Genomic DNA, 19,446 nt, shown 5'->3' with positions numbered 1-19,446 from the left:
ACTACCTTCCCGCGTTCCGCGTCCGGGACCGCAGGTGCGAAATTCTGCTGGATCATTGCCATGACCATGCGAAACAGCCCCCGTCTTTCAGGGGTTCCGCTCCGGTGAGCAAGGAATGATCCAGCAGAATTTACCGGCCTCTCCATCAGACCTCGACCGACTCTTCGGACCGCACCGGCGTTTCCAGGCCCAGGTTTTCGCGAAGCGTTGTGCCACGGTACTCCGTGGGGTACACGCCGCGTTCCTGGAGTTCGGGCACCAGGTGGTTCACGATGTCGTCCAAGCCAGTGGGGATGAGCCACGGCGAGATGTTGAACCCATCCACGGCACCCACCCTGGCGTACTCGGCCAGGTGGTCGGCCACGGCAGTGTACGAACCCGTAAACGTGGCATCGATCCGTGCCGTCTTGGACGTCACAAACTGCCGGATGGACAGGCCCTTGTCCTTGGCCTCAGCCCTCCACTGGTCAGCAAGCTGGCGCGCCTTGGCGCCGTGGAAGCCGCTGCCACGCGTCTCGGAGGTCTCCTCGACCACAGGATCGATCTCCGGGAGGGGACCGTCAGGATCGTAGGAGGAGAGCTCGCGGCCCCAGAATTGCTCAAGGTAGGCAACAGCCTGCTGTGGTCCGATCTGAAGGCTGCGGACCCAGGCCTTTTTCTCTTGGGCTTCCTGATCCGTGGCGGCGAGGATGAACTCGCTGGCGGGCATGATCTGCACAGCGTTGGCGCCCCGTCCGGCGGCCACGGAACGGGAAACAATGTCCCTGCGGAACTCCACGGCGTCATCGAACTTGGGGTGGGCCGAGAAGATGACGTCCGCCTGGCGTGCTGCGAAGTCGCGGCCCTCGGGTGAATCACCGGCCTGGAAGAGCACCGGACGGTACTGGGCGCTGCGCGGCAAACGCGGTGTGACATCCACGGTGTAGTGCTGGCCTTCGTGCAGTACCCGGCGCGCGGGACCGGACGGGGTCTCCCACGAATCCCAGATCCGCTTGGCCGTCTCAACAAAAGCTTCCGCGTGCTTGTAGCGATCGGCGTGGTCCAGGTAGCCACCGCGCCGGAAGTTGGCACCGGTCCAGGCGTTGTCCGTGGTCACCACGTTCCATGCCGCCCGGCCACCGGAGATCAGGTCCAGCGAGGACAAGCGGTGGGCGAGATCGGCGGGATCGTTGTAGGTGGTGTTCTGGGTCGCTACCAAGCCGATGTTCTTCGTGACCGAAGCCAACGCAGCCAGCATGGTCTGGGCATCCGGCCGCCCGGCGACATCGAGTGCATGTGGACGTCCGAGGTGTTCGCGCAGCCGGAGCCCTTCCCCGAGGAAGAAGGCGGCAAACTTGCCGCGCTCCGCAGTCTGCACGATGTGGCGGAACGATTCGAAATCCGTCTGGGAACCCGATTCTGCTGCCTTCCAGATGGTGCCCGAGTTGACGCCCTGGAAGAAGATGCCGAACTGGATCTGGCCGCTCGGCTGGAAAATATCGCGTGTCATGGTGGTCCTTACTTTCCTGTTCCGGGAGCGGTGGTTGCGTAGCGGTTCTCCGCCGTTCCAAGGCCGAGCACATCGCGGAAAGTCCCATCCTGGATGGGTCCGCGCAGCGAACCACTGCGTCGCAGCTCCGGAAGGACGAGCCTGGACAGTTCCTCAAGATCCACGTCCACCGCAGCGGGGTGGAGGCGGATTCCGTCGGCTTCCGCCAGCAACGCCTCAAGCAGTTCGACGAGCCCGGCAGCGGATCCTGCGTACCGCGCTTTGTCGCTTTCGGACGAAGCAGCCGCGCGTGAAGCCGCGCTTTGCCCGCGCGCGTCCAGAACGACGTCGAGCTCTGCGATGATCCTGACCGAACCGCCCAGCCGGGCACGGACATCGCGGATCTCCGCGCTCAGCAGTTCGGCCGTCGGCGCGGACACCAGCACCGCGTCAACGGAATCCACCGGTACCCGCCCCTCGCCAACAAGGGACGCCGCAGCCAGCACGGGCAGCTGTCCCTGCAGGGGCCTCGGAATGATGGACGGACCCTTCACCGAGTATGGCGTGCCGGCGAAATCTGCAGGCGTTTCGAAGTCGGCATAGTGCAGTTTGTCGACGTCCAGGTAGCGCCCGGTGGCAACGTCGCGGATCACGGCGTCGTCCTCCCAGGAGTCCCACAACCGGCGGCCGACCTCGATGGACGCGGCGGCCTCCTGCGCGAGTGCCTCACCGGATACAAAAGAACGTCCGACGGCGGCAGCGGCCTCGGGCGACTCGTCCGCTGTCGCGATCCACCCGGCACGGCCTCCGGACACGTAGTCCAAGCTGGCCAGCTGCGTGGAGATGTGGAACGGCTCGGTATATACGGTGTCCACTTCCGGCACCACGGCGATGGTCCGCGTGATCGGTCCGGCGAACGCAGCCCGCTGCAAGGCGTTGGCGCGTCCGGGTTCCGGGGCATCCTTGAAGGTGGCCGCGTGGAAGCCCGCGGATTCGGCGGCGAGGACGGCATCGGCAAGGTGTTCGTAGCCCGCGCCGTCCAATTCGATGGCCAGGAATCCTGGCGTCTTGGGAATGCTCACTTCTGGTCCTGACGTTCGTAGGGAATCTTCTCGCCGGCTTCGATGGCCACCGGCAGCCTGTTCTCCGCGGGCGGCAACGGGCAGGTCGCGAGGTCCGTGTAGGCGCACGGGAGGTTCACGGCGCGATTGAAGTCGAGCTCCACGGAACCGTCAGCGCCGGGCACCACGGACAGTGAGCGGTTGGCTGCGTATGTGGTCTTGCCGGAGGTCTGGTCGGTGAACAGCACGGACAGCGAACCCGGCGCGTGCCCGTTGAACGCGGTCAGCGCCAGCTCCTCCCCAGCGAGCTTGAAGCGGATCTCACCGGGTGCTTCGTAAACATGCTGGATACCTTCGACGGCGGCACCCACCGTGGTGGGGCGGGGCTCCTCGAACGGGACAAAGGTTCCGCGCACGGCAAACGCCGCATTGGGCGCATAGGCCGGCGTCCCTTGGTATTCCTGCAGGAGCGGGTTTTCCGCGTTCCGTGGCCGCACGATGTACTCGCCGCCGCGCTTGGCAACCTCGATCACCGTATCGCCTGAGACAAGGTTGATGCCGCCCCGTTCCTCGATCGGCCCAAGCGCGATGGGGGTTGCCAGCTCCACACCGTCTTGCTGCAGGCTTTCGCCCGGCTCCAGGTCGACACGCACGACGCCGGCGTCCACCCTCCAGCTGCCCGGCGCACCTTCCAGCCGGGCCGGCTTGGCCGTCAGCCAGTGGAGGTGGGTCACGGCGAGGAAGCCGTGCGGGTGGGCGCGGTGGCGTTCGTGGGCGGCATGCCATTCCTGCCATTCGGCGTCGAAGGCCTCCGCTGCGGATGAGGCTTCGAGGCCAGCCGCTGTGTGGGTAGCGCTCTTAGTGTGCAAAGACATGTGCGTTGTCCGTCCTGTTGAAGGCGTGGTCGGCTGTGACTGTTGCTGCTGCGTCGGGTTCGGTGGCACCGGCAAATTCCGGCCGGCCGCCGAAGGGGTCCCCGGTTTCCCACAGGGTGGTGGGGGCCGCGGCCCGGACAGCGGGAATGACTTCCGTGGCGAAGCGTTCCAGGATTTCCAGTTGCTGTTCGAAGGGCAGCGTGGTGGGCAGGGAGATCGACTGGAGATCGTGGCTGTACAGCGAGTGGTAGCTGAGGATCTTGTCGATGACCTGTTCCGGGCTTCCCACCAGGGCAGGGCCCTCGGCCACGGCGTGGTGGATGTCCCGGAAGGGTGAGTTGTTCCCGGGCACGTTGCGGCCAGCGGTCAGGGCTTCATACACGGGACCGTACTGCCGGATGGCTTCCTGCGTGGTGTCCGCGATGAACACTCCTCCTGCGCCGCTTCCGGAGCCGAGGTACTGGTGCCGCGGATCGTGGCCGTGGCGTTCGTATTCTTCCCGGTAGTGGTCGATCAGGACCTTGTAGTTTTCCCGGGGCTGGATGGCGTTGGCCGTAAAGAGCGGATCGCCCCATTTGGCGGCGAGCGCAGCGGACGTCAGGGTTGTAGCCGAGCCGTGCCAAATCCGGGGTGATCCTGCGAAGGGGCGTGGCGTCGTCGTGGTGGGTTCGGTCAGCGCCGGCCTGAAGCGGCCCGACCATGTGACGCTTTCCTTGCGCCACAGTGTACGGAGCAGTGCGTACTTTTCTGCCAACAGGTCCCACTGATCGTCCAGGGACAGGCCGAACAAGGGGTATTGCAGCACCTCGTTGCCTTTGCCGATCACCAATTCCAACCGGCCGCGGCTCAACTGGTCGATGGTGGCATAGTCTTCGGCCACGCGCACGGGATCCAGCACGGAGAGTACGGTGACCCCGGTCTGGAGGCGGATGCGGCTGGTGACGGCCGCGATCGCGGCGAGGACCGTCGTCGGGGATGACGAGACGAACTCACCGGCGTGGCGTTCCCCGACCGAGAAGCTGTCGATTCCCAAAGCTTCGGCCCGGCGGGCCGTCTCCACTACCTGATTGAGCCGGTCGGCGGTGGAGACGATCTCCCCGGTCACCGGGTTCTTCAGGTGCGGAATGATGTCCAGGACCTGGAATTTCACTTTCCGGTTCCAAACGTGGCCTCGGTGACGGTCTTGGATTCCGGCACAGCTTCTTCGGAGAGGCCCCAGCGTTCCAGGACCTTGCCGTAGGAGCCGTCCTTGATGGTGGAGTTCAGGGCGTCGGTGATGGCCGGGGCCAGGCCGTTGCCCTTCAGGGTCGTCGCTGCCACGAGCGTCTCCGACGGCCAGCCCGCGTTGACCTTGCCCACCACTTTGAGGTCGTCGCGGGTGTTCTCGCGGTAGGTCACCGACGGGTACGGAGCGAGGTTCAGGTCCGTCCGGCCGGAGGAGAGCGCCAGGATGGTATCGGCGTCGGAGGAGTAGTACTGGAGCGTGGCGGGTGCCTTGCCCTTGGCCTCGAGCTCCTTGTTCCACGCCAGCAGGATCTTCTCCTGGTTGGTGCCCGAGCCCACGGAGATCTTCAGGCCCGAGATGTCGTCCGAGCCCTTGATGTCGTAGTTGGAGCTCTTCTTCGCCTCGAAACCCATGAACGCGGCACGGTAGGTGGAGAAGTCGAACAGCTTCACGCGCGCGGCGTTGATGCCCACATTGGAAAACACAGCTTCGAAGTCGCCGGACTGGGTCTTGAGCGGCCAGTTCTCCCACGAGGTCACCTGCAGGTCCAGTTCCAGGCCGAGCTTGTCGGCCACCAACTGGGCGATGTCCACTTCAACCCCGATCGGGGTCTTGTCGTCCGTGGCGTGGAAGGAGAGCGGGATGGCGCCGGCCGTGGTGGCCACGGTCAGCTTGCCGTCCTTTGCGATGGCGGCCGGCACGGCGGCAGCGGCGGTGGCGTCTTTTTCCACGCGGATCCGGTTCTGGTCCACGGAGGTGTTGTAGACCACGCCGTTCTTGGCGGCTTCGGATTCCGGTTTGGCTGCCGACGCTCCAGGATCGGAGCACCCGGCCAGCACCGGAAGTACGACGGCGGGAAGTACAGCAAGTGCCAGGAGCTTGCCTTTGAGGGGACGCAGTTTTGTTTCACTTGCGGCGAAGCTGTGGGTGGTGCGAAGCATGGGGATGTCCTAGATGTTGAAAGCCGGTTCGATGACTTTGGAAAAGAAACTGCGGGTGCGTTCCTCGCGGGGGTTGGCGAAGATGTCCTGGGGCTTGCCGGACTCGACGATCAGTCCGTCATCCATGAACACCACGGTGTCCGCAACGTCCCTGGCGAAGCCCATCTCGTGGGTCACCACAATGAGCGTGGTTCCGGATGTGGCGAGTTCCCGGATGACGTCCAGGACCTCGTTGACCAACTCCGGGTCCAGCGCCGACGTCGGTTCGTCGAAGAGCAGGATCTTGGGATCCAGCGCCAAAGCCCGGGCAATCGCGACACGTTGCTGCTGGCCTCCGGAAAGTTGTCGGGGGTAGGCGTCTGCGCGGTCTTTCAAGCCCACCCGGTCCAGGAGTTCGAGCCCGCGTTTCCGGGCTTCGGCCTTGGAACGTTTCTGGGCCACGATCGGCGCCTCGATCACGTTCTCGAGCGCCGTGAGGTGCGGGAAGAGGTTGAAGCTCTGGAACACCATGCCGATGTTGGTGCGCTGCTTGAGGATGTCCTTCTCGCGCAGTTCGTGGAGCTTGTTGCCGCGGACCTCGTAGCCCACCAGTTCGCCGTCGATGGTGATGTAGCCGCCGTCGACTTTTTCAAGGTGGTTGATGGTCCGCAGCAGGGTGGACTTGCCGGACCCGGAGGGGCCCACGATCACCGCGACCCCGCCGGGCGGAACCGACAATGTCACGCCTTTGAGGACCTCCGTGGCGCCGAAGGACTTGCGGACGTTGGTGATGTCCACCTGTCCGCGGGTGGCAGTGGAAGCCGCCCGGGCGGAACCTTCCGAAGCGCCAGCCGAAGCGCCGGCCGAAGCGCCAGCCTGCGGTTCAGCGTGGGCTTCGGCTTCGGACTTTGCGGTGCTCGTGGATACTTTGCGTGCGGCGATGATGCTCATCGGGCGTCCTTCGTAGGAGAGGCAGCAACGTGGGTGGAGAAGAATTTCCGGGCCTTCTGCAGCGGGGTGAGCGGCAGGTTCCGGACAGCACCCTTGGAGAAATGGCGCTCAATGTAGTACTGGAAAACGCTCAATACCGACGTGATCACCACGTACCAGAGCGTGGCAACGAGGAGCAGCGGCAGCACCTGCTGGGTCCGGTTGTAAATGACCTGGACCGTGTAGAAGAGCTCCGAGTAGGCAAGGACGTACACAATCGAGGTGCCCTTGACCAGGCCGATGATCTCGTTGAAGGCGTTGGGCAGGATGGCCCGCATCGCTTGGGGCAGGACGATCCTGGTATTCCGCTGCCAGGCAGGGATGCCCAACGCGGAGGCCGCCTCAAGCTGGCCCTGGTCCACCGAAAGGATGCCGCCACGGATGATCTCCGCGGAGTAGGCCGCCTGGTTCAGGGTCAGCCCCAGGACTGCTGCAGCGAACTGGCTGATCAGCGTGGTGGTCTGGGCCTCGAAGAAGCGGACATCAGTGAAAGGGATACCCAGGCTGATCTTCTCGTAGAGGTAGCCAAGGTTGTACCAGAGCAGGAGCTGGACCAGAAGCGGCGTCGACCTGAAGATCCAGGAGAACGTCCACGAAACCGAAACCAACAGCGGAGACGCCGACAAGCGCATCAAGGCCAGGATGAAACCGAGGACAAAGCCCAGCACGCCGGAGATAGCCGTGAGCTTGAGGGTTTCCACCAGGCCGGTGACCACAGACTGCGCCGTGAACCATTGGGCCACCACGCCCCACTCCCAGCGGGGGTTCGTGACAAGGGACCACGCGATGGCGGCAACGCCGACGGCCACCACCGCAGTGCCTACCCATCGCCAGGGATGCCGGGCAGGCACCAGCTTGTACTCGGAGTAATCCGGGGTGGGCGGTGCAGTGTCCGCCGTGGCAGGCGGTGCGATTGCACTCATGCGCCACCTCATTTCAGATCGGTTGTTGTCTATCGGATGGCTGCCAATCTATGGGCGTGCCAAACCCCGCAGCAAGGCGGGAATTTGCACTTCTTCACTGGACTTCGCAGGGCTTCGCCGGGGTTCTTAAGGCGTCACAATCATCGTCATGGAACGCCATATGAGTCGCGATCTTTCGTTGCTTAACGGCGCGTGACGCGTGGTGAACGGCCGTTACCCGCTCCTCGACCAGCGCACCCCAAGCTCCCTAGATTGGGCATCACCAACCACTGCATTTCAGGAGATCCCATGCCGTCACGAGTTCCCGCCATCGCCTTCATCGGCGGCGGTCCGCGCACGGCCGGTGTGCTGGAACGGCTTGCCGCGAACCGGCCCACCTTGTTCGACGGCCCCCTGGATATCCACGTCATTGAGCCCTACCAGCCTGGCTCCGGGAGGATCTGGCGCTATGACCAGAGCCCGGGCCTGCTGTTGAACTCCACCGCCGCTGACGTCACCATGTTCACCGATGAGTCCGTGACCTGCGACGGGCCCTCGGTTCAAGGACCCGGACTGTCCGCCTGGGCCGCCGGGATCCTGGAAGGCAGTATCCGTGACGTTCCCCCGTTGGAACCGCACCTGCTCGCGCAGCTCCGCGCGCTGACGCCCTCGTCCTTCCCCACCCGGCAACTCCAGAGCAAATACCTTGAATGGTTCTTCGGCCGGGCCGTCAGCGCCCTTGGCCCTGAAGCAACCGTGACCGTTCATCGCGACACGGCCACCGGCGTTTCGCCCGTTTCCGAAGGCGCGCACAGCGTTCGGTTGGCCTCCGGCGGCGAGGTTGTTGCCGACGTCGTGGTGTACGCGCTGGGCCACACGGATTCCCTGGTGGACCCCGAGTCGGCACGACACAGCGAGTTCGCTGCCCGCCACGGCGGCTTCCACGCGCCGCCGTCGTACACCACGGACGTTGACTACTCCGGCATCGGGGCGGGCCAGGACGTGATCGTCTCCGGAATGGGGCTGGCGTTCGTTGATCTGCTGGTGCTCTTGTTCGAAGGCCGCGGCGGCCGCTTCGAAGAACGGCCCGACGGCGGACTCGACTACGTGCCATCCGGCGCCGAACCGCGGATCTGGGCCGGGTCACGACGCGGCGTGCCGTACCACTCCAAGATCTCCTCCACGCTGCGCACTCCGGTGGAGCGGCCGCGGTACTTCACGGCCGCAGCCATCGACGCGCTGCTGGCGTCGCACGTAGAACTCGATTTCCGCACCCAACTGTGGCCGCTGATCGCCAAGGATGCCGGCTACGCCTACTACCGCGAGCTGTTCACGGGCTACCCTGGGCGGGTCGTGGGCTCGTGGGCCGCGTTTGAGGCCCGGTTCGATGCCCTCGATTGGTACAGCCAAGAGCGTGAGGAACTGGTGGCTGTTTCCGTTCCGGATCCTGCCCTGCGCCTCGACTTGGAGAAGCTGGACCACCCGCTGAGCGGCTGCGCGTTCGCCGATCACGACGCCGTGCAGCGCTCCGTAGCCGCCTACATCCAGCGTGACCTCGACCTCCGGACCGGTCCTGACCATTCCGAAACCCTGGCCCTGTTCACTGCGCTTTTGTACGTGTACATGGACCTCGGCCGGCTGGTCCCCCAGGAACGGCTCAACGCCCGCTCCCAGCAGTCCATTCATGGATGGTGGCACGGCTTCTTCAGCTTCGTGGACTCCGGGCCGCCGTCGCACCGCCTCCGGGAGATGCTTGCCCTGCACAGGGCCGGGCTCCTCAAGTTCCTGGGCCCGGGCATGTGGGTACGGGCCGACGAGTCCGTGGGCCGGTTCGTGGCGGGCTCGTTCCAGTCGCCGCTGGTGGTGGACGCTTCGGCCTACATCGAGGCGCGGTTGCCTTCCGCTTCCGTGGAACGCTCCGCGAATCCCGCCCTGGCGGACCTGCACGACGCCGGATGGGGCACCGAACAGCGGCTGCTCACCTCCGAGGGCACGCACTCCACGGGCAAGCTCCTGGTTTCCGGGAATTACGAGATACTGTCCCCTGTTGGTATCCCACAGCAGGGTTTGTTTGCCGTAGGTCCCGGGACCTCAGGCTGGGGTGCGGGAGCTTTTGCACGTCCCAACACCAACGCCGCTCCGTTCCGCGAAAACGACGCCCTGGCCCGCCGGATCCTGGAAACCCTGACCACCGTTGCTGCTGCCGCCCAACTGAGTCGCAGTTAAGGTCGTTATGAGCCCTCAAAACGACGTTAACTGCTACCTGGTTGGGTTCCCACCTACGAAAGGCCTGACATGACCACCACCCCAACCCTGCCGCCGTCGGGCCTTACCGTCCTCAGCCTCCCGATGCGCGACCCCCGGGTTCGTCCACTCCTGGATGAACTGGCCGTCGAGTACAACACCCGCTACGGGGACCTGTTCAGCAGCGAGGGAGCAGCCGAAGAGCTCAACCGCTACCCTGCCGAAGAATTCGCGGCTCCCCATGGCGCGCTCATCATCATCCAGGAAAACGGCGAGTCCGTTGCCGGGGGCGCCTTCCGCCGCTACGACGAGCACACCGCCGAGCTCAAGCGAATCTGGACGCACTCGGCCCATCGCAGGCGCGGGCTGGCACGGCTGGTCCTGCAGGAGCTCGAAAACGAGGCCCGCCGGCGCGGCTACAGGAAGCTGTACCTGACCACCGGGCCCCGCCAGCCCGAGGCAAAACACCTGTACCTCGCCACGGGGTACAAGGCCTTGTTCGACCTCGCCGCCGACCCCGAAGAAATCAAGCATTTGGCCTTCAGCAAGGATCTTGCCAAGCCCAGCTAAGCTATGCGCATGGCCACGAAAACCACTGCTGAAAAACTCGCCACCATCCAACAGGGGTACACGTTGGAGGGGGCCACCATCGAGCTGGGTGCCGCGATCGTGGACGGCGAAGTCCACAAGGAAGCCCAGGTCCGCCTGCCACTGGCGATGATGAACAGGCACGGCCTGGTGGCCGGGGCTACCGGTACCGGCAAGACGGTCACGCTGCACATGATCGCCGAACAACTCTCGACGGCGGGTGTCCCGGTTTTCCTCGCGGACATCAAGGGCGATCTCTCCGGGTTGGCGACACCGGCCACAGGCAGTGAAAAGCTGACGGCTCGTACCTCTGCGCTCGGCCAGGACTGGCACGCCAAGAACTTTCCGGTGGAGTTCCTGTCCCTGGGTGGGGATGGCAACGGCATTCCAGTCCGCGCCACCATCACCTCGTTCGGGCCCATCCTGCTTTCCCGCATCATGGACCTCAACGACACCCAGGAGTCCAGCCTCCAGCTGATCTTCCACTTTGCGGACCAGAAAAACCTTGAACTGGTCGACCTCAAGGACCTCCGCGCCGTCATCCAATTCCTGACCTCGGACGAAGGCAAAGCCGAACTGGCTGAACTGGGCGGCCTGTCAAAGGCCACTGCAGGTGTGATCCTCCGTGAACTCGTCGGTTTGGAAGCCCAGGGCATGGAGAGGTTCTTCGGCGAACCCGAGTTCGATACCGCCGAGCTGCTCCGCACCGCACCCGATGGCCGGGGTGTGGTCAGCTGCCTGGAACTGCCCACGCTGCAAACCAAGCCGCTCCTGTTCTCCACCTTCCTCATGTGGCTCCTGGCCGATCTGTTCGAGGACCTGCCCGAAGCCGGCGACCTCGACAAACCCAAGCTTGTGTTCTTCCTGGACGAAGCCCACCTGCTGTTCAACGACGCGTCCAAGGCCTTCCTCGAAGCCATCACCACCACCGTCCGGCTGATCCGTTCCAAGGGCGTTGGCATCTTCTTCGTCACGCAAACACCCAAGGATGTCCCGGCGGATGTCCTTGGCCAGTTGGCCAACCGTGTCCAGCATGCGTTGCGTGCCTTCACTCCCGAGGACGCCAAGGCGTTGAAGGCCACGGTATCCACATTCCCCGTCAGCGACTACGACCTCGAAGAGACCCTCACCTCCGCCGGCATTGGCGAGGCCGTCATCACGGTCATGAACGAGAAGGGCGCACCCACACCGGTTGCCCTCACCCGACTCCGTGCCCCCGAGTCTGTGATGGGTCCCAGCACGGATGAGCTCATCAAGAGCACAGTTGCCGGGTCCTCCCTCCTGGCCAAGTACGGGACGGCCGTGGACAACGTCTCGGCCTACGAGAAACTAAGTGGTGCCACGCCGGTATCCACAGGCGATGCGGCACCGGGACTGCCTCCCGTCCCATCGTCCGGGCCTTCCCTTGGCGCTTCCCAGGCCGACATCGATGCCGAAGCCCGCCGGATCGAGGAAGAAATCCTGGGCCGGCCAAGTTCGCGGCCGTCCTCGCCTGCGCCCGAATCCTTCCCCGCACCGCCGGCTCCCCTGCCTGTCCCCCAGCAGGCGCCGCAGGACAGCGGCATGTTCGGAGACCTCGCGGGGGCACTCGGCGGAGCGCTGGGTGGCGGCCTCAAGAGCATGGTCCGGTCGATGGGAACACAGCTCGGCCGCGACCTCATGCGGGGAGTTTTTGGCACGTCGTCGCGTCGCCGACGCTAGTTGCGTCCAGCTGGCTGAACCACGACGCCGGGCGGCAGCAACGCCTGCTGCCACCCGGCGTCGGGCTTCTCCAGACGGCGGATAAACGTCCCTGCGGGTACCTCCTGCACGGCTGGGGCCGCTGCGGAAGGTAACGTAAAGGGCGTGCAGTTGAGTCAAGCGTTCGTCAAGACCGCAGCCGGATGGCTGCTCGGTCTGATGCTTGCTGCCGCCGGAGCGATCGTCTGCATCAACCTTGTGAGCTCGTCGGTGGCAAGTCCGCAACAGCCGGTCAAGGAGTACATACAGGCGCTACAGGACGGCAACGGCGAGGAAGCCCTGGGGCTCCTGCGAGCCAAAGTGCCCAACGCCAACGCGGCCATGCTGGACGGAACGGCCCTTCAGACCGCCGCCTCCAAGATGTCCGACGTCAAGGTGGGAAACCCCGAGTCCCGGGGTACAAACCGCGTGGCCGTGCCCGTGGACTACACCTTGGACGGCAGCCGGCTGCACACGGAATTCCTCATGGAGCGGACCGGGACGCAGTGGTTGTTCTTTGCAAAATGGGCGTTCGTTCCCACCACGCTGCCCACCATTGATGTCACCGTAGTGAACGCCAGCGAAGCCACCCTCAACGGCGTGCCCGTCAACATGCCCAACGGCCGCAACACGTTCGCCGTATTCTTCCCGGGCAAGTACGAAGCCAGCTTGAACGGTACCTACTTCGAAGCCCCCGCGACGTCCGCGCTCGTGGCAACACGCGACGGCGGACAAGCACCCTTGAACCTGCAGACCCGCTCCACCAAAGCCATGAACGACGCCGTAGCCGGCAAGGTCCGGGAATTCCTGGACACCTGCGCAGCCCAGGCCACCGAGCAGCAGCGACTCCAGCCCGATTGCCCGTTCTACCACGTCAGCAATGCGCGCGTGGTGGACGGAACCATCAAGTGGAGCATTACTGAATACCCCAAGATCACCATCGAGCCGTTCAGCGGCAAATGGGTAGTTGCACCCTTGAACGGCAAGGCGACCCTGACCGCCAGGGAGGTCAACCTCTTCACCGGGCTCGTTAACGACCTCAACGTGGAGCACGACTTCAGCTTCACCACGCAGTTGGATGTCAGCGGCGACACCGTGACGGTTACGCCTTTACTGACGTTCTAGCCGTTGCCGAACAGCCGCCGACAAAACGGCCCGGTTCGTTCCCTGCTGGGGGAACGAACCGGGCCGTTTTCATGTCGCTTAGTACGTGCGGCTAAGGACGTGCCGCTTAATCCATGCCTCGGAGGTCCAGCACCAGCTCGGACTCGCCATCGGCCTGAAGCACCACCGGAATGCCCCAGTCCTGCTGATAGAGGTGGCATGCAGCGTGGTCAGGGATTTCGCCGTCTTCAGTTTCGGGCCCATCACACGCGGCAGCGCGGGCCGTGATGTGCAGGATGCCCTCTGGCACGTCTGCCGAGAGTTCAAGCGTCCGCAGCAGGCCCACCGACGTCCCGCCACCTGAAACCAGCAGCTCGGGCGGTGTAGAGGAGATCTTCATCTGGGTGGGGTCACCCCACCGGTCGTCCAGTTTCTGGCCCGTGGGGGCCTTGAAGCGCACCGCCAGCTCAAGGGTTCCGGGGGTTACCGGGCTCTTGGGACGGTGCGTTTGCGATGCGCCCTCGTCCACCTGCTGGGCTTCCTTGGGGATCGGAACCAGGACCAGTTGGTGCTTGTTCGACTCCACCACCACCAGCAGCGGATCGCTGCCCTCTACCTGAACCACCACGACGTCGCTCGGCTCAGCGAGGCCCCTGGCCAGCGTGGAGACAGACTTGCTGGCCGGGTCATAGCGGCGGACAGCCCCGTTGTAGGTGTCGGCGATGGCAACGGAGTTATCCGGCAGTACGGTCACACCCAGAGGGTGCTGGAGACGGGCCTCCGAAGCTTCGCCGTCACGGAAACCGAAATCGAACAGGCCCTTGCCCACCGCTGTTTCCACGGTCACGCCGGAATCACTGACCACCAGGCGGCGCAGGGATGACGTCTCCGAGTCAGCTACCCAGATGTTGTCTTCGCCGTCGATGGCCAAGCCGGAGGATTGCGCAAACCAGGCTTCCTCGGCTTTTCCGTCCAGCAAACCTTCAAGACCCGAGCCGGCCAGGATGGAAACGTCCTTGGCCAAGGGGTCGAACGCGAAGATCTGGTGCGTTCCGGCCATCGCAATGACAACCTTCTGCAGCTTTTCGCTCCAGACCACGTCCCACGGCGAGGAAAGGGAAACTTCAGTACCCAGGCCGAGTGCACCGACGTCTACCGCGTCGGCCGCGAAGTCAGCCGGACCGTCCTCGTGGTGTTCGGACCAAGTCCCCGCGCCGGAGTCCGTGACACGGGCGGGACCGGTGTCGAGCAGCCGTTGCACCCCGTTGCCGGCGATCGTCTGGACGTATCCTGAACTGAGCGTCACGCCCCTGAGGCGGTGGTTGACGGTGTCGGCCACTACGGCGTCGTAGCCGAGCTTCCAGGCCAGTTCCGACGGCAGCAGGGTAACGCCCTGGGGCTCGTTGAACTGTGCGAGCTCCGATTGCCCGTCCAGGTAGCCCTTGGTTCCGGAGCCAATGACCCGCTCCACGGTTTCCAGGTCGGGGCGCAACTCCACCAAACGGTGATGCCCGGAGTCCACTACCAGGTAGTTGCCGTTGGGAAGCTGGGTCGCTTTGCCCGGGAAACGCAACGTACCCGACGTCGGCACCGGCGCTACGTACGGACCGTCACCGCGGTGGAGGGTTCCCTTGGCTTCGTGCTCGGCAACGAGTTCTTCGAGCAGGACGGCGAGGCCGTCTGCGTGGCCCTCTCCGGAAAGATGCGCCACGATGTACCCCTCGGGGTCCACAACTACCAGGGTGGGCCAGGCACGGGCTGTGTAGGCCTTCCAGGTGGCAAGTTCCGGGTCATCCAGGACCGGGTGGTGGATCTCGTAGCGCTCGACGGCAGATGCCAAAGCAACCGGATCCGCCTCATGTTCGAACTTGGGCGAGTGCACGCCAACCGTCACCAGGACGTCCGAGTACTTCTCTTCCAAGGGACGCAGCTCGTCCAGCACGTGCAGGCAGTTGATGCAGCAGAAGGTCCAGAAATCGAGCAGCACGATCTTGCCCCGCAGCGACTCGAGGTCCAGGGATTTCCCACCCGTGTTGAGCCAGCCGCGGCCCTCGAGTTCGGAGGCCCGGACCCGGTGTTGGGTACGTACGGTTTCGCTCATCAGCGTCCTTCCAGCTTGGTATTCGGGTCGGTCTGCCCGGCGGTGTCGTTAGTAGGGCGTTCGGCCGGGGCCGTTGTTGTTGCTCTGCCAGTGCGGCCTGCAAGCTTGGCGTCACGCTCGGCCAGCCGGGCAAACATATCGTTGTAAGCACTGAGATCGGCGTCGTTATTCCTGTCCGCCGCACGGTCCACCCTGCGCTTTTCCCGTTCGTCGGACCTGGACCACATCACAGCCACCCCGATGGCCACCAGGAGTGTGGGTATTTCGCCGATGCCCCAGGCCACGGCGCCGCCCAACTGTTGGTCTCCCAAGGCTGTCGGGCCCCAGGCGCGGCCGAGGTTTCCGAAGTAGTCGGCCGCGAGCAGGCCGGTGCCGCCCATGATGGACACTCCAAAGAACGCGTGGAATCCCATGGTGGCAAGGAGAAGCAGCAGCCGCATCGGGTACGGCGCACGACGAGGCAAAGGATCGCTGCCGATCATGCTCAGGACAAAGATGTATCCGGTCAGCAGGAAGTGCAGGTTCATGAGCTCGTGGCCAACGTGCTCGCGCATGGCCAGACCGAAGAGGTCCGAGTAGTAGAACAAGACGATGGATCCCGCAAAGTTTGCCGCAGCGAACAGGGGATGGGTGACTACCTGGGAGAACCTGGAGTGCACGAACAGCAGCAGCCATTCCCGCAAGCCACGGGAACCATGGCTGCCTTCGCCCCTGGCGGGGAGCGCACGCAAGGCCAAGGTGACGGGGGCACCAAGGACCAGGAAGATGGGGGCCACCATGGTGAGGGCCATATGGTCGACCATGTGCGCAGAGAACAGCACGCGGCCGTACACCGCAGGCGGGCCCGAGGTGATGTATGTCAGGACCAACAAGCCGATCATCCAGTTCACGGTCCGGAATACGGACCACTGGTCTCCACGGCGTCGAACCTTGACGATGCCCATGATGTAGGAGACGGCGCCAAACAGGGCCACGCCCACCCACAGCCAGTCAAAGCGCCATTCCGTCAGCCAGCGCGAAGGGGTGAGTTCCGGTGGCAGCTCGTACCCGGAAAGAATGAACGCAGGCGAAGCATCAGGGGCGTAAGTGGTGGGCTGCGGCGGAGCCGAGCGTCCGAGCGCAACGGCAAGTCCCGACGTCGCGCCCATCACCAGCAGCTCAACCAGAACCAGCTGCCACAGCACCCGGCGGGCGGACATGGAACCGTTCTTCCCGAGCTGCGGGATAACCCACTGGCGGTGCATGAAACCGATGCCGCCCAGCACCAGGGTGGCAAGGGCCTTGGCCATAATGAGCTGGCCGTAGGCGGAGCCAAAGAGGTCTGCTGGGTTGGTGACCCGGATGGCAGCATTGATGACACCTGATGCGAACACCAGGACAAAAGCGAAGCCAGCCAAGGACGAGAAGCGACGAAGGGTCTGCTCCGTGATGTCCGGAGTGGCGGTCTTCCGCGAGCCGGTGAGAATTCCGGACAGGACCGCCAGCATGATGATGCCGCCCACCCAAGTGGAAACGCCCACCAAGTGGAGACCCAGGGAATTGATGGCACCTTCGTGGTCGCTCGAACTGGAAGAGTGGCCGATGAGCGCTGTCGGGATCAGCCCAATCAAGGCGAGCACAAGTGTGAAGGCCAGTCCCGTCAAGGACCGGACGCCGAACAGGGCCGTAGTGACAACGGCGGCAATAATCGTGACCGCGAGCCAGGCCTTGCCGGTTTCGATGTCAGTCATGAAGTAGACCAGCGAGCGGGTGAAATCGGCATCCCCGGAGAGGGGTTGTCCGGCAACGTCTGCATAGGTCAGGACGAGGACGGCCACAGCGGACAAGGTCCACGCCGCACCAGCTGCAGCGGCAACGGCCAGGGCTCTTGTAAACGCTGGATGCTCAGGTGCGTCGGCGTCCTTCTCCCGGGACCGGGATCCGCCGAGGTTCTTGGGCAGGATACCCACAGCAAAGATCAAGCCGCCGACGACGGTAGCTACCGAAACATTGTGGATGGCCTTGGCAAAGGGAAGGCCCCACCTGACCAAGGCGCCGGGATCTGAGACCTGGCGGGCCGCCGAGGCCCCGGAGAAGATCAACGCCCCTGCGAGAATGACGAACAGCACCGCCAATCCTGCCAATTGCCAGGGAAGGGAAATCCCCGCGACTGTAGAGCCTCCGCGTGCTCCCGGCTTGGGAGGGGACGAAGGGGCAGTTGCGGAACTTCTTGCTGATGGCACCTATCCATTGTCCGCTACCTGTCGCCGGGCTGCGAATCGAAGAGGCGCTATGTGGATTAACCCAAAAAAGAAGGGGCGGCAACCATCAGGTTCCCGCCCCTTCAAGGCATGCGTCGAAGAAAGTTACTTCTTCTTGGAGACAGCTGCCTTCAGCTTGGAGCCAGCGGTCAGCTTGACGCTGTGGCCGGCTGCGATCTGGATGGTTTCGCCGGTCTGCGGGTTGCGGCCGGTGCGGGCTGCACGGTCGGTGCGCTCAACGGCGAGCCAGCCCGGGATGGTGATCTTCTCGCCGGCGGCGACAGAAGTCTCGAAAACTTCGAACAGTGCATCGAGCACGGAGTTGACTGCTGCCTGGCTGGTGCCAGCCTTGCCTGCTACCTCTGCAACGAGTTCACTACGGTTCTTAGCCATTTACGTCCTCCTGGACTCATACGTTTTTGAGCTTTCAAGCGGAATGCGAGCAAGCCACTGTTCGAAAACTTACCAGCTTGGGCTCTCATGGCCAGCAAATTCCGCGTGTTTCCGCGCCTTTTTGACCAAAATCACCGGATTTTCAGGGTTTTTAGGAGTGCTTTAAGCCCTTGGCGTACCCTAGGGCGCTGGACCTGAAGAAAGGGCGGCCGGGACAGATGCGGTTCCACAGTGGGTCTCGTCCCTGAACGCCCATTGCGCGCGGGCCTTCAAGGGTGGTAATTTTCCGATGATCGTGATCCGTGAACAGGAGGTGAGACCCATGAAAGCAGTATCCATAGTGGGCGCTCCCTGCAGTCCACGATCCCGCGGCTGACCCAGCCGCCCCCGGGAGCGCCTTGTACGCACATCGCGAAAGGCATCTCCAATGAACACACCAACTTCTTCACGGCTTGCTTCAAAGCTGCCCGTTTCGCCTGCACAGGAGCCATCAAGGCCAGTGCAGGACCAGCCAACCATTGACGCCTCATCCCGCATCCCGAAAGGCGAGCGAGCCTTGGTCCTGGGCGGCGGTGGGTCAACGGGCAACGCATGGCTCATCGGCGTCGTTGCAGGACTCTACGACGCCGGGATGGACGTCACAGCCGCCGACCTCACCATTGGCACCTCGGCCGGAGCGACGGCGGCTGCCCAGATCGCCGGCGCCACGCCGCCCGAATTGTTCAACGCCACAGTCGACCCAGCGACCCTGTCGCCGCGGGCCTTTGCGGAGTTGGGATCGAAGGGTTCTGGGGCGGGGCAGGGGTCTGCGGGGCAGTCTGCGGGCCAGCCGGCCGCGGGGCAGCTGGCCCCTCGGGCGCAGGGGGCCAATCACGTGGCCGAACACATGGAACGGACCCGCAAAATCCTGGACGCCGCGCTGGACATGGCCGACATGCGCCGCCGAATGGGCGCAGCAGCACTCGACATGGCCGCAGCCATGGAGGGGGCCAGCGTCCGGTGGCGAACCACTGTGGCGAGCCGGCTGCCGCAACAGGCGTGGCCCGAGGGGTCAATGCTCCTCACGGCAGTAGACGCAAAAACCGGGGAACCGGTGGTCTTCGATCGCTACAGTGGGGTGGACCTGGCGGACGCCGTGGCCGCCAGCTGTGCCAGCGGCTTCGCTTACAGCATCGGCAGCAACCAATACATCGACGGCGGATACCGCACCAACGCGGAAAACGCCGACCTTGCAGCGGGGTACCCGCGAGTGCTGGTGCTTTCACCCTTTGGTGGCCGCACCCGAACGCCACGCGAATGGGGCATGCACCTGGAGGCGCAGGTGGAGGCCCTGCGTGGCAGCGGAAGCCAGGTTCAGACCGTCTATCCGGACACGGCCTCGGAATTCATGTTCGGGGTCAACGCCATGGACCTGTCCCTCCGGCCCCGCGCCGCGAGGACAGGATACGAACAAGGCCAGTCCCTGGCCGGTGAACTGGCGGCCTTTTGGTCGTAGGGCCCTTGGTTCTGGTTTTGGGTGGTGTTGTTTTAAGTGCGAAGAGCCCCGACCGTGTGGTCGGGGCTCTTGCTAATGTGTGTCCGGCGGTGTCCTACTCTCCCACACCCTCCCGGGTGCA

The 19,446-nt window shown here is 64.3% G+C and carries 15 protein-coding genes; 5 read left to right on the top strand and 10 right to left on the bottom strand.

Annotation, left to right across the window (positions count from 1 at the left end; genetic code table 11):
- Nucleotides 1–145: 145 nt before the first annotated feature.
- The 7 genes from AB0N72_RS17140 to AB0N72_RS17110 are packed head-to-tail and all read right to left on the bottom strand — an operon-like array spanning nt 146 to nt 7,462.
- Nucleotides 146–1,489, bottom strand: a complete 1,344-nt coding sequence (locus AB0N72_RS17140) for an NtaA/DmoA family FMN-dependent monooxygenase (protein WP_363933341.1) — start codon at nt 1,487–1,489, stop codon at nt 146–148.
- Nucleotides 1,490–1,497: 8 nt separating this feature from the next.
- Complete coding sequence (locus tag AB0N72_RS17135; protein WP_363933339.1) at nt 1,498–2,550, bottom strand: LLM class flavin-dependent oxidoreductase; 1,053 nt, start codon at nt 2,548–2,550, stop codon at nt 1,498–1,500.
- Entirely contained in the window at nt 2,547–3,404 is an 858-nt protein-coding gene (locus AB0N72_RS17130; protein ID WP_363933338.1) for a DUF1684 domain-containing protein, read from the bottom strand. The genes AB0N72_RS17135 and AB0N72_RS17130 overlap by 4 nt, the downstream gene beginning before the upstream one ends.
- Complete coding sequence (locus tag AB0N72_RS17125; RefSeq protein WP_363933336.1) at nt 3,388–4,554, bottom strand: LLM class flavin-dependent oxidoreductase; 1,167 nt, start codon at nt 4,552–4,554, stop codon at nt 3,388–3,390. The genes AB0N72_RS17130 and AB0N72_RS17125 overlap by 17 nt, the downstream gene beginning before the upstream one ends.
- The gene (locus AB0N72_RS17120; RefSeq protein WP_363933334.1) at nt 4,551–5,570 is read right to left on the bottom strand and encodes an ABC transporter substrate-binding protein; all 1,020 of its coding nucleotides are present in this window, start codon (nt 5,568–5,570) and stop codon (nt 4,551–4,553) included. The genes AB0N72_RS17125 and AB0N72_RS17120 overlap by 4 nt, the downstream gene beginning before the upstream one ends.
- A gap of 9 nt (nt 5,571–5,579) precedes the next feature.
- Nucleotides 5,580–6,500, bottom strand: coding sequence for an amino acid ABC transporter ATP-binding protein (locus AB0N72_RS17115; RefSeq protein WP_363933332.1), 921 nt, complete (start codon nt 6,498–6,500; stop codon nt 5,580–5,582).
- Nucleotides 6,497–7,462: an amino acid ABC transporter permease gene (locus AB0N72_RS17110; RefSeq protein ID WP_363933331.1), complete on the bottom strand. Its 966-nt coding sequence runs from the start codon at nt 7,460–7,462 to the stop codon at nt 6,497–6,499. The genes AB0N72_RS17115 and AB0N72_RS17110 overlap by 4 nt, the downstream gene beginning before the upstream one ends.
- Nucleotides 7,463–7,750: 288 nt before the next feature.
- On the opposite strand from AB0N72_RS17110, the gene AB0N72_RS17105 reads away from it, so the two are divergent.
- From AB0N72_RS17105 to AB0N72_RS17090, 4 genes are all read left to right on the top strand, one after another.
- The gene (locus AB0N72_RS17105; RefSeq protein WP_363933330.1) at nt 7,751–9,667 is read left to right on the top strand and encodes an FAD/NAD(P)-binding protein; all 1,917 of its coding nucleotides are present in this window, start codon (nt 7,751–7,753) and stop codon (nt 9,665–9,667) included.
- A 69-nt stretch (nt 9,668–9,736) separates the two neighbouring features.
- Nucleotides 9,737–10,255 (top strand): GNAT family N-acetyltransferase, encoded by a 519-nt coding sequence (locus AB0N72_RS17100; RefSeq protein WP_363933329.1) that lies wholly within the window; start codon nt 9,737–9,739, stop codon nt 10,253–10,255.
- Between the two features lie 9 nt (nt 10,256–10,264).
- Nucleotides 10,265–11,974 (top strand): helicase HerA-like domain-containing protein, encoded by a 1,710-nt coding sequence (locus AB0N72_RS17095; protein ID WP_363933327.1) that lies wholly within the window; start codon nt 10,265–10,267, stop codon nt 11,972–11,974.
- 150 nt (nt 11,975–12,124) lie between these two features.
- Nucleotides 12,125–13,117, top strand: a complete 993-nt coding sequence (locus AB0N72_RS17090; protein ID WP_363933845.1) for a hypothetical protein — start codon at nt 12,125–12,127, stop codon at nt 13,115–13,117.
- A gap of 106 nt (nt 13,118–13,223) precedes the next feature.
- On the opposite strand, the gene AB0N72_RS17085 is transcribed toward AB0N72_RS17090, so the two are convergent.
- From AB0N72_RS17085 to AB0N72_RS17075, 3 genes are all read right to left on the bottom strand, one after another.
- Nucleotides 13,224–15,197 carry an NHL domain-containing thioredoxin family protein gene (locus AB0N72_RS17085; RefSeq protein WP_363933325.1) on the bottom strand — a complete coding sequence of 658 codons (1,974 nt, stop codon included), beginning with the start codon at nt 15,195–15,197 and terminating at the stop codon, nt 13,224–13,226.
- Nucleotides 15,197–17,305: a cytochrome c oxidase assembly protein gene (locus AB0N72_RS17080; RefSeq protein ID WP_363933324.1), complete on the bottom strand. Its 2,109-nt coding sequence runs from the start codon at nt 17,303–17,305 to the stop codon at nt 15,197–15,199. Before AB0N72_RS17080 ends, AB0N72_RS17085 begins: the two co-directional genes overlap by 1 nt.
- Nucleotides 17,306–17,542: 237 nt before the next feature.
- Nucleotides 17,543–17,830 carry an HU family DNA-binding protein gene (locus AB0N72_RS17075; protein WP_024367639.1) on the bottom strand — a complete coding sequence of 96 codons (288 nt, stop codon included), beginning with the start codon at nt 17,828–17,830 and terminating at the stop codon, nt 17,543–17,545.
- A 427-nt stretch (nt 17,831–18,257) separates the two neighbouring features.
- Here AB0N72_RS17075 and AB0N72_RS17070 point away from each other — a divergent pair, with 427 nt between their 5' ends.
- Nucleotides 18,258–19,325: a patatin-like phospholipase family protein gene (locus tag AB0N72_RS17070; protein WP_363933322.1), complete on the top strand. Its 1,068-nt coding sequence runs from the start codon at nt 18,258–18,260 to the stop codon at nt 19,323–19,325.
- Nucleotides 19,326–19,446: the final 121 nt, after the last annotated feature.

It is taken from the genome of Paenarthrobacter sp. NPDC089307 (assembly GCF_040685055.1).
Taxonomy (GTDB): domain Bacteria; phylum Actinomycetota; class Actinomycetes; order Actinomycetales; family Micrococcaceae; genus Arthrobacter.
The sequence above is the reverse complement of the archived record's forward strand: the minus strand, read 5'-3'. Positions and strand labels throughout refer to the sequence as shown.

What these genes read in the sequence shown, in the direction of transcription:
- AB0N72_RS17085 (WP_363933325.1), bottom strand. Translation starts at nt 15,197, where the DNA reads ATGAGCGAAACCGTACGTACCCAACACCGGGTCCGGGCCTCCGAACTC.
- AB0N72_RS17140 (WP_363933341.1), bottom strand. Translation starts at nt 1,489, where the DNA reads ATGACACGCGATATTTTCCAGCCGAGCGGCCAGATCCAGTTCGGCATC.
- AB0N72_RS17075 (WP_024367639.1), bottom strand. Translation starts at nt 17,830, where the DNA reads ATGGCTAAGAACCGTAGTGAACTCGTTGCAGAGGTAGCAGGCAAGGCT.
- AB0N72_RS17105 (WP_363933330.1), top strand. Translation starts at nt 7,751, where the DNA reads ATGCCGTCACGAGTTCCCGCCATCGCCTTCATCGGCGGCGGTCCGCGC.
- AB0N72_RS17095 (WP_363933327.1), top strand. Translation starts at nt 10,265, where the DNA reads ATGGCCACGAAAACCACTGCTGAAAAACTCGCCACCATCCAACAGGGG.
- AB0N72_RS17120 (WP_363933334.1), bottom strand. Translation starts at nt 5,570, where the DNA reads ATGCTTCGCACCACCCACAGCTTCGCCGCAAGTGAAACAAAACTGCGT.
- AB0N72_RS17100 (WP_363933329.1), top strand. Translation starts at nt 9,737, where the DNA reads ATGACCACCACCCCAACCCTGCCGCCGTCGGGCCTTACCGTCCTCAGC.
- AB0N72_RS17130 (WP_363933338.1), bottom strand. Translation starts at nt 3,404, where the DNA reads ATGTCTTTGCACACTAAGAGCGCTACCCACACAGCGGCTGGCCTCGAA.
- AB0N72_RS17070 (WP_363933322.1), top strand. Translation starts at nt 18,258, where the DNA reads ATGAACACACCAACTTCTTCACGGCTTGCTTCAAAGCTGCCCGTTTCG.
- AB0N72_RS17115 (WP_363933332.1), bottom strand. Translation starts at nt 6,500, where the DNA reads ATGAGCATCATCGCCGCACGCAAAGTATCCACGAGCACCGCAAAGTCC.
- AB0N72_RS17110 (WP_363933331.1), bottom strand. Translation starts at nt 7,462, where the DNA reads ATGAGTGCAATCGCACCGCCTGCCACGGCGGACACTGCACCGCCCACC.